The following is a 14,485-nucleotide window of genomic DNA, read 5'->3' on the forward strand; positions in this document are numbered from 1 at the left end:
CAAACCGCGTGATATATAATTTTAAAATAATATACTTGTTGAATGAAAACGTTTTTTTAGAAAGAAAAATTTAAAAAGGTGAAAAATATATTATTTTTTATTAATTTGGAATTGCTATATATGTGTAAAGTGTTAAATTTTTTAAGAAAAATTTATTTATATAAATGGAGGGATCAAGATGCTTTCTAAAAATAACCGTGACCTTTTGAGTCAAAAAATGGAACCAAGAAAGCAACGGTTTACGATTAAACGCTTGACTGTAGGAGTGGCTTCAGTTTTAGTTAGCACCTTATTTATGGTACAAGGTGGTGATTCAACGGCTAAAGCAGATGTAAATGAAACGACTAAAGAAGGCGAAACTGTTGAACAAGATAGTAGTTTGACTCAAAATGAGGTTGTATTAAATGCACCAACTTCGACGAATTCTAATACTGAGGAAGTTTCGCCCTTAAATACAAATGAAGCTAATACGTCAGTTATAAATAGTGAAGTATCACAAACAAATGAAGTAGATCAGTATCAAAGGACAAACTGGGATCTTACATCCAAATGGAACAGTAACTAAAGCTGCAGTCGATGAAGTCGTTCTTGTTGGTATCAAACCAAATATTGTTGAAGTAGCAGTCCCATATCATGTAGTCACAGTTGAAGATGCTAAAGACTGACCCAATGGAAGTTCTTGTAGTGGGTAAGGATGAACGCGCGATCACAACGACAAATTATGTTTTAGACGAAAAGACAGGCCTTGTCTCAGTGGCTAATGTTGATAAAGAATTGATCCCTGCTGTTGATCAACAAATCAAAGTTGGTGTAGGGCAAGAAGAAGAGATCCCATATGAAACGCGCTATGTTGCTGATGAGACCCTTGAAAAAGGCGTCAAACTGATAAAAGTAGCGGGACAAATGGGGATACGTCATCCTAATGGAACTGTAACTAAAGAACCAGTCACGGAATTGATCGCCGTTAGTACAATGCCAACAGTAGTAGAAGAACCATTGAGTTTTGAAACGATCTACCAAGATGATCCAACCATGCCAGCAGGGACATTTTGTGTTATCACATCTGGTAAAGAAGGGCTCAAACGACTAGTGACGACTTATGAAGTTGACGAGTTGACTGGTGAACTGATCGAAACGACGACAGAAGAGATAGTTGAACCAGTGGCTGAAGTGATCGCTAAAGGAACAAAGGTCGAAGAAAAAGTCGTTCAAGCAGAACCAGTTGCAGTGCAACCAAAAGAAGCTATGCCACAAAAAGAACAAGTTGTGACTAAAGCACCTGAATTACCACAATTAGGTGATAGTCAAGATGTCACAGCAGCACTATTAGGTAGTTTAGGTATCTTAAGTGCGCTTGGCCTAGTAGCTTTTTGAAAAAAACGGAAGGAAAATAACTGACCTTTCAAGTAATATGTAAGAACTAAAAAAGTTCCATGTCGATAGTTGGATCGCATGGAACTTTTTTAGTGTTCTAAATTCAAACAAGATATCACAAAAATAGTAGTATCTTGTTTGAAATCGAACTATTTGATCAAGCAAGTGGATCTAAAGGATCGAGTTGCTGATTTAAATTTTCGAATTTATATACAGCACGTTCTCCACCGATAAGCTTTGGACGAGAACTTAGGTAAGTTACATGAGCAGAACCGATCTCTTTGATCGAAGTCCTTACGGGGATCTGGACAAATTTGATGTGCATTCCGATCGCAGTATCGCCGATATCGATCCCAGCTTTAGCAGTTACATGCTCGACTTCAACAGGATCAGAGAAGGTCTCAAAAGCAGCCACTTGAGCTGCTCCACCAGCATGAAGACTTGGACAAACAGAGACGATCTCTAGACCATGGTCGAGAGCTACTTGTCGCTCCATTGCTAAAGCCCGATTTAAATGCTCACAACCTTGGACTGCTAGATCTACTCCTTGGGGTAAGATCTCAGTTAAAGTTTGGACGATCGTTCTTCCGATATCCAAGTTTGAATATTTTCCGATAGTTTTCCCTTGGATCTCACTGGTACTGCAACCTAAAACGAAAAGGTCGTGCTCTTTAAGATCAGTTTGAGCTAAAAATTCGGTCATTCCAGTTTTAAGCTGTGTTTTGATCTGGGCTAGAAATTCTTCTTGCATATAAAAGTCCCTACTTTCTAAAATTTCTTACTCTTTAAGTATAATACTTTCTAGCTGACTCTCTCAAAAAAAAGTTTCACAACTACTAGGCAATACATGAATAGGATAAGAACGCGCTCAAAAGGTTTTATGTTGTTTTCAATATATAGTGTGCCTTTTGTGAAACCAAATACAATATATTGTGTTTTGTCGTGGATGGTTATATCATATAAAGTACCAAAGGGAAATTACAATGATTTTGAAGATAGATGATTTTATCAGTTAGTACGTTGCCAAGGGACCATGATAGTTAAATGTCGTGGTTCTTTGCTTTTAACTGATATAGAAGGGACCTGATGACGATGATGGAATTTAAAGAACAGACAAAATATGAATTACCCAAGGTAGTCATCAAAACAGATGGATATGAAGTGCCGTTTGCACTTTATAAATTAGAAGATCTTTTGGCTAAGTTAGATCTAGCTACAAAAAGTGATGCGATCTTGCTCGCTTTACTTACTAAGTTGGACAATAGCCAAACAGTTACTAGTACTGAGATCTATACGAAATTGTGTGAAACATTGAGCGAGCTGGGCTATGAAAAAGCAGCTGACGCTTATATCACAGCTCATAAAGAAGAGGAAATCGAATGGCAAAAACAGACTGACCCAACACTTCGTTTAGGAAGGTTACAGTCAAAAGATCCAAGTTTAGTTCATGAAAATGCTAATAAGGACAGTAATGTTTTTAATACGCAACGTGATCTTACTGCGGGAACAGTAGGGAAGACTTTAGGCTTAAAGATGATGCCAAAGCATGTTGCCAAGGCACATTTAAGAGGAGATATCCATTATCATGATCTGGACTATACTCCTTGGAGCCCGATGACAAATTGCTGTTTGATCGATTTTAAAGAAATGTTGACGAATGGGTTTAAGATCGGAAATGCTGAGGTAGAAAGTCCTCATTCGATCCAAACCGCTACGGCACAAATGTCACAGATCATCGCTAATGTAGCTTCGAGCCAGTATGGCGGTTGCTCAGCTGATCGGATCGATGAAGTTTTAGAACCGTTTGCGTTAAAAAATTATGATAAACATTTGGCTGAAGCAAAGGAGTATATCACAGATACTGATAAACAGGCTGAATTTGCTAAGAAACGGACCAAAAAAGATATTTATGATGCGATGCAAGCACTTGAATATGAGATCAACACACTGTTTTCTTCACAAGGGCAAACACCTTTTACTACATTAGGGTTTGGTTTAGGGACATCATGGATCGCACGTGAGATCCAAAAATCGATCTTAAAGATCAGGATCGGCGGGCTAGGAAAAGAAAAGCGCACCGCGATCTTCCCTAAATTGGTCTTTACGCTCAAAAAAGATCTAAATCTAAAACCAGGTGATCCTAATTATGATATCAAACAGTTAGCTGTTGAGTGTGCTACTAAACGAATGTACCCTGACGTTTTGATGTATGACAAGATCAAGGAATTGACTGGAAGTTTTAAAGCTCCGATGGGATGTCGGTCATTTTTACAGGGCTGGAAAGATGACCAGGGTAAAGAGGTCAATTCTGGTAGAATGAATCTTGGGGTCGTGACGCTCAATTTACCTCGGATCGCTTTAGAAGCTAAAGGCGACAAAGAGCTTTTTTGGCAGATATTTAATGATAAAGTGAGATTGTGCAAAACAGCGCTTGATTTCAAAGTCGCACGTGTTTTAGATGCCCTTCCAGAAAATGCACCGATCCTTTATCAATATGGTGCTTTTGGGCAACGTTTACGCCCAGGGGAAGATGTTAGTCGTTTGTTTAAGGATGAAAGAGCCACAGTTTCGATCGGATATATCGGACTTTATGAAGTCGGCACGGCTTTTTATGGACCAAATTGGGAGCATGATAAAAAGGCGCATGATTTTACACTTACGATCGTCAAACGTTTATCTGAAGCTTGCAAACGTTGGTCAAAAGAAAGTGGCTATCATTTCAGTGTATATTCGACGCCAAGTGAATCATTGACTGATCGCTTTTGTCGGTTAGATACAGAATTATTTGGCAGTGTCAAAGATATCACTGATAAGGAATATTACACCAATAGTTTTCATTATGATGTCAGAAAGCATCCGACACCATTTGAAAAACTCGAATTTGAAATGGATTATCCCAAGTATGCTGCCGGTGGTTTTATCCATTATTGTGAATATCCTAATTTACGCCAAAACCCAAAAGCCTTAGAAGCGGTTTGGGATTTTGCATATGATAAGATCGGTTATCTAGGAACTAATACGCCGATCGATCATTGCTATAAGTGCGGTTTTGAGGGGGAATTCAAAGCTACTGCTCGTGGCTTTGAATGTCCTGATTGTGGTAATCATGACCCTAAGAGCTGTGATTGTGTCAAGCGAACTTGTGGTTATTTAGGAAATCCATTGCAACGCCCGATGGTACATGGACGCCATGAGGAGATAGCTGCTCGTGCTAAAAATATTGCTCCGGGGATGATAGTAGATGGAAAATAACGGACTGATCCGTATTACAGTCGGGGGAGATACAGCTTTTGTAGCAACTGAAACTGTATCTCCAAAATCAAAACACAGATCGCGCGCCACCAATAAACTACGGCGCCCGAAAGACCCCAAGCCAAAAGAGTGGTTAGCTAGTGAGTTGAGTAAACAAAAGATCGCTGATTATAAACCATTTAATTTTGTTGATGGTGAAGGTGTCAGGTGCAGTTTATATGTTAGTGGGTGTAAATTTGCTTGTCCAGGATGTTATAACAAGGTAGCTCAAAATTTTAATTATGGCTTTGATTATACTAAAGAATTAGAAGACCAGATCATTAGCGATCTTTCTCATGACTATGTCCAAGGCTTGACGTTGTTGGGAGGCGAACCTTTTTTAAATACCCAGGTATGTTTGCCCTTAGTTGAGCGGATAAGAAAAGAGTACGGTACATCTAAAGATATTTGGTCGTGGAGTGGTTATACTTTTGAGGAGTTATTGCTTGACTCAAAAGATAAATTGGAGTTATTGTCTAAAATCGATATTTTAGTTGACGGCCGTTTTCAAGAAGAGCTAAAGGACTTAACTTTGCAATTTAGAGGGAGTTCTAACCAACGGATCATTGATGTTCAAAGATCTTTGGCAGCTGGGGAAGTCGTTATTTGGGATAAATTAGAGCGTTGATAGATTCATATATTTAAATCTAAAAAATACTATCTAGTTATATAGTTTATTATAGATCGCATATGTAAAAGTTCGAGTTCTTTGGTAATGTTAAAGTTGTTAGATAATTATTTAGTTAATTAAAAATAGTTTTTGGATTATATCTTATTATAAAATTAACTTTAGAGTTTGTGAATGCGTTTTCTTTTAGCGTCAAGGTGAGTCCTTTGTGTTTAGAATGATTCTAGAAATTTGGAGAAATTCTAGTGATCATTTTTTATAAAAAAGGTATCAATTTTTTAAAATAGGTGTATAATGATGGATGAGGATATATATTGTATGGTTGCACCAGGTTTTATTAAGAAGGGGCGATTTATATGGTTACCTTATACACATCACCAAGTTGCACATCTTGCCGTAAGGCGCGTGCATGGCTTAAAAATCACAACATTTCTTATAGTGAGAGAAATATTTTTTCGGAACCATTGAGTATTGATGAGATCAAGCAGATCTTGAAAATGACTGAAGATGGAACAGAGGAGATCATCTCCAAACGTTCGAAGGCATATCAAGAACTTGATATCAACATCGAGGAAATGCCATTGCAAGAATTACTTGATCTAGTCCAAAAACATCCCGGCCTGTTAAGACGACCAATTATTATGGACGAAAAGCGACTTCAAGTGGGATACAATGAAGATGAGATTCGTCGTTTCCTACCACGGGAAGTACGTGCGCTCGAATTGCGCCGTGCCCGTGAACTTGCAGGTTTCTAAAGTTTGTAATAAGATACATTATAGATTAGACCATTCCAAGTTTTTTGGGTGGTCTTTTTTGATAATTTTTGGTATGATAAAGGTTGCAAATTAAGTGTTTTGCAAGCATTTAAGTAGGAAAGGGAGGATCACAGATGGAAATGGAAAAAGTCAATGAGAATACAATTAGGGTATTGCTCGGAACCGAAGATCTGACTGATCGTGGTATCACCGTCCTTGATCTACTTGGCAATCAAAAAGAGATCGAAAATTTCTTTTTTAGCATTTTAGAAGAGGTCGATAAGGACCACGAATTTCGCGATAATGATGCGGTAACTTTCCAACTGATCCCTAATCAAAATGGATTAGAGCTATTTATTACCAAGGTGGATCCTAAAAAAGCAGAAGCTTCGATGAATTTAGAACGCGATGATTCAAAAGAAAGTGATGCAAACGCCTCGCCGTTAAATATCGCTAATGCCGGGATCGGGAATGATCTAGCCGACTATATCAGAAAACAGATCACCGGTGAAAATGAAAAAATTAGACGCCAAAAGCCTGCTTTAGCCGATGACGGTGACGGAGTATCAGGCTACTTAAAAGAAGACCCAGAAGCACAGTATCGCTATGTGGTAAGCTTTGCTGACTTTGAAGATTTTATCCAATTAGCTAAGGCTTTTAATTATGACAGTACAGTTTCGAATCTCTACCATTTAGGTGGCAAATACTATCTTGAATTGATCTTTTTTGCTGATCAGATGGAAGTGGCTGATGTCAAAGATGCGATGGCTTTAGTTTATGAATATGGGCAAAAAGAGCAGTTTGAATCTGCAGTGATCAAAGAACGTGGCAAGTGTTTGATGGAACATGCGGCACTTGAATTAGCGCGGTATCATTTTAAATAATTACTGATCAAATAGAACAGGCTATCTGTTCTATTTTTTTGCATTAAATTTAGTTGTCTTTGCGTATTTTAGTAGTAAAGGGGGCTTTTAAATGTTATATGCGCTAACGAAAGATTCAAAAATGATCACAGCTCAAGTAGCAACAAAAGAGCAAAAATATTACTGCCCTAGTTGCCATGAACCGGTCATTTTGCGTCAAGGACATTATTATATGGCACATTTCGCGCATTTAAAGCAGGCTTGTGGGGCTTTTAGTGAAGGTGAGACCAGTGAACATTTACGTGGGAAACAGCTATTAGCTACTTTTTTTAGGGCATTTGGAGCGCAAGTTAAACTTGAAGCTTATCTATCGGGGCTAAAGCAACGTCCAGATCTTTTGATCCAGTTACCTGATCACAAACTTTTAGCTTTAGAATATCAATGTGCACCGCTTAGTTTACGTAAATTGCAAAAACGCTCACGTGGCTATCAAAATGCTGGTCTGGCTGAATTATGGATCTTAGGGAATAAGTATAGACTTAAGCACAGTTTGCCACAACAAGTCGCACAATTTATGCGGTGGTCAAAAAATTGTGGCTTTTATTTGATCTATCTCGATCCCAGCAAGGCGTATTTTGAAGTTATTTATGGGATCCAAAAAGCTGATTTTTTGCCACTTAAATATCAATGTTGGCGGACAAATGATGTCAAAAAATTAAAAGCTTTTTTTGCTGATCCACAAAAGATACAATTAAAACATTTATCGACAAGTGAAAGAAACAGACAAAAGCAGGCTTTGGCTAAACAGATATATTATTCGACTGGGGCCATGCGTAAATTGCAACAATTAACATATCAAAAGCGTCTAAAGCTGACGGAGGTGATAGACGATTGTTTGGCGTTGAGTTATGGTTATCCATTGTATCGGACGGCAACTTTATGGTGGCGGACAGAGATATACTGTGCTCATTTTCCAAGACCTAAAATACCGGCTTACGAGCTAGTTTTTGTTGATTTGAAGCCATTTGTTGAGCAGGACATTGATAATTTTTGTAAAGGACTTGCTTTTCTTAAAAAAAATTTCTAAAATTAAGGCACTACCTATAATTAAAGGGGGATTTTGTGATGAGTGAAGTAACACGTCTACCAAAAAGATCAGAGGTGCCACTCGAGCTTACTTGGGATCTGACTAAGATCTTTGCGACTGATGCAGAATTTGAAGAAGCATTTGGGCAAGTTGTTAAAGCAGCTGAAGATTTTGAACAATACAAAGGAACATTAGAAAATGGGGCCCAAGCCTTTTTAGCTGCTCTAACGGCAATGCTTAAGTTGGATCGTCAACTTGAAGTAGTCTATGTCTATGCAAGCATGAAAAATGATGAGGATACTGCTAATGCTAAGTACCAAGCTTTGATGGCACGGGTCCAAAAGTTATTGGCTGATGTTTCAGCTAAATTAGCTTGGTTTCAGCCTGAATTATTAGCTTTAGCACCAGAAAAATTAGCAAGCTATTATCAAGCTGAGCCTAGATTGAATGCCTATAAAACATTAGTCAATGATTGGACTCGACTTCGTGCCCATGTATTGAGTGAAAAAGAAGAAGCGCTATTAGCAGGTGCAAGCGACATCTTAGGCGCTTCGGCTAATGTTTTTGAAGTTTTAAACAATGCTGATCTAAAATTCCCCGTAGTAACTGATGGATCAGGTTCAAAAGTCGAGCTTTCAAATGGAGTCTACGGTAAATTGCTCGAAGCGACCGAGCGCCCAGTTAGACGTGAAGCATTCGAACAGTTATACACTGTATATAAGCAGTTCAGACATACGTTTGCGGCTACCCTGTCTGCACATGTACGTAAGCATAATTTTTCAGCTAAATTACGTAATTATCAAAGTGCCAAGGAAGCTTCACTAGCCCAAAATAATATTCCAGTAGCTGTTTATGATACTTTAGTTAAAACAGTCAATGAAAATTTGGAGCTACTGCATGATTATGTAGCTTTACGTAAGGATATCTTAGGTGTCGATGAGTTGCATATGTATGATATGTATACTCCCTTGACTGGTGAACCGACATTGACGTTTACTTATGAGCAGGCTAAAAAGATGACCTTAGAAGCTTTGAGCGTCTTAGGCGAAGAATATACTACCTATGTAGAGAAGGCTTTTGCTGAACGGTGGATCGATGTTGTTGCTAATGCAGGTAAGCGTTCGGGGGCCTATTCGGGTGGGGCCTATGATACTGCACCATATATTTTATTGAATTGGCAAGATACGCTAGATAATCTCTTTACATTAGTCCATGAGATGGGACACACGATGCACAGCTACTATACACGGACTAATCAACCTTATCAATATGGGGATTATTCGATCTTTGTTGCTGAGATCGCATCAACGACAAACGAAAACTTGTTGACCCAGTATTTGTTAGAGACCCAGACTGATCCTAAGGTACGGGCTTACGTATTGAATCACTATTTAGATGGCTTTAAGGGAACCGTTTATCGGCAAACACAATTTGCTGAATTTGAAGCTTGGATCCATGAGCAAGATGCGTCACAAGTGCCATTAACAGCAGATCTGATGTCAGATTTTTATAGTAAATTAAATCAACGTTACTATGGTGATGCAGTTGAAAATGACCCAGAGATCGCATATGAATGGTCACGGATCCCGCATTTCTACTATAATTTCTATGTCTATCAATATGCAACTGGTTTTGGTGCGGCCTCTACTTTAGCAGAGCGCGTCTTAGATGAAGAGCCTGCGCACACTGAAGCTTATTTGAACTACTTAAAAGCAGGTAGTTCAGCGGCTCCATTAGAAGTAATGAAAAAAGCTGGTGTCGATATGACTGATAGTCAATATTTAGAGAAAGCTTTTGGGATCTTTAAGGAACGTTTGGCCGAATTAAAAGAGCTATTAGCTAAATAAACAATAAAAAAATAAACTTGTTCGACCACAAGGGGCCGAGCAAGTTTATTTTTTTAATGATAATTGGTGGTAAGTTGGATGAAGTTCATTTTTGGTACAAATAAACTCCTTTGCTGCATTACCAAAAATCAATTCTTCTAAACTTGATAACGAAGTACAGTTCTCAACTGAGACCGCACATTCAAGATAGTCTAAATTGTACACCACCATAGATGGTGGCGTATTAACGTTCATTTCAGCAGCTAATCTTTGATCTTCTCGAAAACTTTCAACTGCTAGTTTCGAGCGACGATCGTGTTCAAACATAGCAAGATCTAGTTTACTCTCTTTAGCTGCACGCATGACGACTTCTTCACTGTATTTTTTATGTTCGACATAGAGTTGGCGCTGAACATTGAGCAAGAAATTATGCCCGCGTTTACGCCCTTGAAAAAGGGCAGCTTTGTAATCCAAAACGGCATTATACAAAATCTGGGATACTTTATTGCGCAGTTGTAAAGTATCACCTGAAACATTCATCACAGACATAACCTTGGTCACTGATTGCAAGTTCAAAAGTGGGATAAAACGAATCTGAAACTTTTGTGACGATTCTTCCGCAAGTTTTAAAATGTTTTGTTCTGCTTCGTAGCATTTAGCGCCAAGAGGATTGATAAACAAATACATCTCTAACATGGTGTTTTCCTCCACTTGATCAAATATTCCTTTTTTCTATATTTATACTTTAAGCAAAAAAAATGATTTTTGCAATAAATCTGACTTATTTTGTGCACAAAACCGTTTTCATATGTTAAAATGTAGCTTTAATTTTTTTGAGAATGTAAAAGAACGTTGGTCTATGTTAAACTGATAAAGTATGGAAAGGTGGTGATCTATTTAATGGAAGACGATTGGAGCAATTTTTTAGAGCCTTACGATCAAGCGGTCAATGAGTTAAAACTCAAACTCAGAACTTTGCGGGGGCAATTTAAAAAAAGCGGCAACCGCAGTCCAATTGAATATGTCACCGGCAGAGTCAAACCAATACCAAGTATTTTAGAAAAGATGAAACGGCGCAAGATCCAGCCCAAGCGTTTATCACAGGATATGGAAGATATTGCTGGGATACGGATCATGTGTCAGTTTGTGGAAGATATCTATCGTGTAGTTGAACTTTTACGGAAAAGAAAAGATATGCAGGTGATCGAAGAACGTGATTACATCAAAACGCCTAAGGAAAGTGGCTACCGTTCCTATCATTTAGTGGTCATGTATCCAGTCCAATTGCTGGAGCGTGAGCAACAACTAAAAGTTGAGATCCAGATCAGGACGTTAGCGATGAATTTTTGGGCTACGATCGAACATTCGCTCAACTACAAGTACCAAGGATGTATTCCACCTGAAGTTGCGATGAGACTAGAAACAAGTGCTGAGATCGCTTTTGCACTTGATCAAGAAATGTCTAGTATTAGAGAAGAAGTCAATGAGGCACAAAGATTATTTGAAGATAAGCATACGAGATTAGAGTAACTAATCAAGACACATTCGACCATGGAAGTGAGAATAATGAAAATCGCAATTTTTGCTAATAAACGAGCTAAATCTCAAGCAGTTAAGAAAAAATTATACCAAAAATTTGTGGAACGCCATTTTGTGATCGATGATAAAGAGCCCGATGTTGTAGTGACGATCGGGGGCGATGGCACTTTGCTATCGGCTTTTCATCATTATGAAGATAAATTAGAACAAGTTCGTTTTGTGGGTGTTCATACGGGACACTTAGGTTTTTATACGGATTGGCGTGATGATGAGATCGACGACTTAGTGATCAGTCTGCAGTCGGATAATCGTCAATCTGTCAGTTACCCGTTATTGGAAGTTTCCGTTAAATACGCTGATAGCCCGCGGCGTGAGCGTTATTTAGCATTGAATGAATCGACCTTAAAGCGCAATAGTGCCACTATGGTAACGGATGTGTATATCGGTGGTGAACTTTTTGAGCGCTTTAGAGGTGATGGTTTATGTGTTTCGACTCCAACTGGTTCGACTGCGTATAATAAATCGCTTGGTGGGGCAGTAGTTCACCCTAATCTTGAGGTCTTGCAGATAGCCGAGATCGGTTCGATCAATAATCGAGTTTTTCGGACTTTGAGTGCACCAATGATCGTGGCACCTAATGATTGGATCACCTTTAGACCGGGGAAAGGGAGCGATTTTGTTTTGACCGTTGACTCAGAATCATATCATAATCGTCAGATCTGTGAGATCCAATATAAAGTCTCAAAAAGGCGGATCTATTTTGCTAAATACCGCCACACACATTTTTGGCGCCGAGTTCAAGACGCCTTTATAGGAACTGAAGATGAAAATAGAATGGATTTATAACGAAGAAAATAACTGTCATTTAAAGACATTTTTAAAACAAAAGGGCGTGTCACGACGTTTATCAGCTAAGATCAGACATGAAGGTGGCCAATTATTGGTGAATAACACTTCAGGTCGGATCGTGGATCAAATAAAAAAAGGTGATAAAATAACGATCATTTTACCACCGGAACATCCGCGCAAAGAGGCAGTGATCCCATCATATGTCCCGTTAGATATCGTCTATGAAGATGATCATTATTTGATCGTCAATAAACCAGCACGCTTGACTACGATCCCATCACCACTGACTGAGCAGCGAACTGATTCATTGGTCAATCGGATCGTGGGTTATTACAAATTACGGGGTTACGAGCAGACCGTTGTTCATATTGCAACCAGACTAGACCGTGATACGACTGGATTAGTTTTAGTTGCTAAACATCGATATGCCCATGCTTTGATCGATCAGCAACAACATGCGCATACGATCAAAAAAGAATATCTGGCTTTACTTACGGGTAAACTGACAAACCCACATTTTATAGTAAACTTGCCGATCGGGCGTCAAGAGGGTAGTTTGATCAAGCGGCGAGTAGTAGCAAGCGGTCAGTTTGCCAAAACTCAATATTGGTATAAGAAAAGTGTAGGGCAAGCGACATTGTATCGGATCCAATTACACACGGGACGGACACATCAGATCCGCGTTCACAGTGCTTATTTAAAGCACCCGTTATTAGGCGATCGCTTGTATGATGGCGCCAAAGTTTTGCCTTTGCAACGGCAAGCATTGCATTGTGCCTATCTGCGCTTTTATCATCCTTTTTTAGAAAAAGACGTTGAGTTTACTTGTGAATTACCACGAGATATGCAACAGTATCTAGCAAATAATTAGAAAAGAGGGATGCATATGGCTGAAAATCTGGTAAAAATTCAAAGTGACGAGAAGATCATCCAGTTGCTAAACAGCCAAAAAGCACGGCAATTTAGAGAAAATTATTTGGATCTGCACGTTTATGAACAAGCACAGATCTTTACTGAATTAAATGCACAACAAAGAGCGAGGCTGTATCGCTATCTAACGGCCAAAGAAGTCGGGGATATGTTTGATGCGATCGAAGATGAACCCGAAGAAGTCGTAAAATACTTTGAAGAAATGACCCCACAATATGTGGCAAATGTTATTGATGAGATGTATACCGATAATGCAGTCGATATCTTGGCATATGTGCCTAAGAAAGATCTAGCGGGATATCTGCGCCTTTTGCCGACCGAAAAAGCCGCTGAGATCCGTGAAATGTTGCACTATGAAGATAAAACCGCGGGTGCGATCATGTCGACGGAATATGTGGCGATCGCTGGCAATCAGACGGTCCGCTCGGCAATGCATGTTGTCAAACGTGAAGCAAGCGATGCCGAAACGATCTATTATGTTTATGTTGTTGGCGCTGATAATAAGTTGATCGGTGTTTTGACGTTGCGTGATCTTTTGATAAATGATGATGATCAAATGATCACGGATATCATGACAACACCTGTAATGTCAGTTAAAGTTTCTGATGATCAAGCTGAAGTTGCACAGACGATCAGGGACTATAACTTCTTAGCGATCCCAGTGACCGATTATGAGAATAAATTGATCGGGATCATCAACGTCGATGATATCATTGACGTTATCGATGAAGAATCTGCTGAGGACTACTCTGGTTTGGCTGCTGTTGATACAGAAGAAGTGGCAGATAATCCGATCAAGGCTGCGAGCAATCGTTTGCCTTGGCTGATCGTCTTGTTATTGCTGGGGATGTCAACGACGACGTTGATCTCACATTATGAAGGTATGATCAGCCAAGCTAGTATTTTAGCGATCTTTGTTTCTTCGATCACAGGTACTGCTGGGAATGCGGGGACCCAGAGTTTGGCGGTCGCAGTTCGGCGTCTAGCCAGCCGTGATGAAGATCAACCGTCTGTTTATCGCCAATTTTTTATCGAACTTTTAACGGGTCTTGTTACGGGATTAGTTACAGGTTTGACGATCTTTTTGATCGTTGGTTTTTGGAAGCAAAACTTTATTTTAGGCTTTGTTATCGGGATGGCAATGATGTGTGCGATCACGGTGGCAAACTTAGCCGGAAGTTTTATTCCTAATTTGATGGATAAGATCGGCGTCGATCCCGCTGTGGCTTCAGGCCCATTTATTTCAACCTTAAGTGACTTGACTTCGGTGTTGATCTACTTTAATATCGCAAAATTATTTATGAAATTTTTTATGGGGACATAAGGGTAATTTAAATGTCTTG

The 14,485-nt window shown here is 39.1% G+C and carries 14 protein-coding genes; 12 read left to right on the forward strand and 2 right to left on the reverse strand.

From position 1 onward, the window contains the following. Positions 1-178 precede the first annotated feature (178 nt). Both LMU01S_RS08500 and LMU01S_RS08505 read left to right on the forward strand, forming a co-directional pair. Complete coding sequence (locus LMU01S_RS08500) at positions 179-565, forward strand: YSIRK-type signal peptide-containing protein (protein WP_056958122.1); 387 nt, start codon at positions 179-181, stop codon at positions 563-565. An 86-nt stretch (positions 566-651) separates the two neighbouring features. Then, complete coding sequence (locus tag LMU01S_RS08505; RefSeq protein WP_082613033.1) at positions 652-1,374, forward strand: G5 domain-containing protein; 723 nt, start codon at positions 652-654, stop codon at positions 1,372-1,374. 157 nt (positions 1,375-1,531) lie between these two features. Here the strand turns inward: LMU01S_RS08505 and LMU01S_RS08510 are convergent, their stop codons facing one another. Beyond that, positions 1,532-2,125: a TIGR01440 family protein gene (locus LMU01S_RS08510; protein ID WP_056958127.1), complete on the reverse strand. Its 594-nt coding sequence runs from the start codon at positions 2,123-2,125 to the stop codon at positions 1,532-1,534. A 335-nt stretch (positions 2,126-2,460) separates the two neighbouring features. On the opposite strand from LMU01S_RS08510, the gene nrdD reads away from it, so the two are divergent. The 6 genes from nrdD (at position 2,461) to pepF (ending at position 9,845) form a co-directional block, all read left to right on the forward strand. After that, complete coding sequence (gene nrdD, locus LMU01S_RS08515) at positions 2,461-4,626, forward strand: anaerobic ribonucleoside-triphosphate reductase (protein ID WP_082613034.1); 2,166 nt, start codon at positions 2,461-2,463, stop codon at positions 4,624-4,626. Further along, positions 4,616-5,293, forward strand: a complete 678-nt coding sequence (gene nrdG / locus LMU01S_RS08520; protein WP_056958129.1) for an anaerobic ribonucleoside-triphosphate reductase activating protein — start codon at positions 4,616-4,618, stop codon at positions 5,291-5,293. The genes nrdD and nrdG overlap by 11 nt, the downstream gene beginning before the upstream one ends. A 356-nt stretch (positions 5,294-5,649) precedes the next feature. Next, the gene (spxA, locus tag LMU01S_RS08525) at positions 5,650-6,048 is read left to right on the forward strand and encodes a transcriptional regulator SpxA (RefSeq protein ID WP_004048229.1); all 399 of its coding nucleotides are present in this window, start codon (positions 5,650-5,652) and stop codon (positions 6,046-6,048) included. A gap of 134 nt (positions 6,049-6,182) precedes the next feature. After that, positions 6,183-6,932, forward strand: coding sequence for an adaptor protein MecA (locus tag LMU01S_RS08530; RefSeq protein WP_056958131.1), 750 nt, complete (start codon positions 6,183-6,185; stop codon positions 6,930-6,932). Between the two features lie 91 nt (positions 6,933-7,023). Further along, the gene (locus tag LMU01S_RS08535; protein WP_056958133.1) at positions 7,024-7,998 is read left to right on the forward strand and encodes a competence protein CoiA; all 975 of its coding nucleotides are present in this window, start codon (positions 7,024-7,026) and stop codon (positions 7,996-7,998) included. Between the two features lie 38 nt (positions 7,999-8,036). Next, on the forward strand, positions 8,037-9,845 hold the full coding sequence (gene pepF / locus LMU01S_RS08540; RefSeq protein WP_056958136.1) for an oligoendopeptidase F: 1,809 nt from the start codon (positions 8,037-8,039) through the stop codon (positions 9,843-9,845). Positions 9,846-9,890: 45 nt separating this feature from the next. Here pepF and LMU01S_RS08545 read toward each other — a convergent pair whose 3' ends face one another. Further along, positions 9,891-10,520: a DsbA family protein gene (locus tag LMU01S_RS08545; RefSeq protein ID WP_004048225.1), complete on the reverse strand. Its 630-nt coding sequence runs from the start codon at positions 10,518-10,520 to the stop codon at positions 9,891-9,893. A 204-nt stretch (positions 10,521-10,724) separates the two neighbouring features. Here LMU01S_RS08545 and yjbM point away from each other — a divergent pair, with 204 nt between their 5' ends. Genes yjbM through mgtE form a run of 4 tightly spaced genes read left to right on the forward strand, consistent with a single transcriptional unit; the run spans position 10,725 to position 14,466 of the window. Next, entirely contained in the window at positions 10,725-11,354 is a 630-nt protein-coding gene (yjbM, locus tag LMU01S_RS08550; protein WP_004048224.1) for a GTP diphosphokinase, read from the forward strand. A 36-nt stretch (positions 11,355-11,390) separates the two neighbouring features. Beyond that, positions 11,391-12,209, forward strand: a complete 819-nt coding sequence (locus LMU01S_RS08555) for an NAD kinase (RefSeq protein WP_056958138.1) — start codon at positions 11,391-11,393, stop codon at positions 12,207-12,209. Beyond that, positions 12,187-13,083: an RluA family pseudouridine synthase gene (locus LMU01S_RS08560; protein WP_056958140.1), complete on the forward strand. Its 897-nt coding sequence runs from the start codon at positions 12,187-12,189 to the stop codon at positions 13,081-13,083. Before LMU01S_RS08555 ends, LMU01S_RS08560 begins: the two co-directional genes overlap by 23 nt. A gap of 15 nt (positions 13,084-13,098) precedes the next feature. Next, entirely contained in the window at positions 13,099-14,466 is a 1,368-nt protein-coding gene (mgtE, locus tag LMU01S_RS08565) for a magnesium transporter (RefSeq protein WP_056958141.1), read from the forward strand. Positions 14,467-14,485 lie beyond the last annotated feature (19 nt).

The organism is Ligilactobacillus murinus DSM 20452 = NBRC 14221, from assembly GCF_001591685.1.
Lineage (GTDB): Bacteria > Bacillota > Bacilli > Lactobacillales > Lactobacillaceae > Ligilactobacillus > Ligilactobacillus murinus.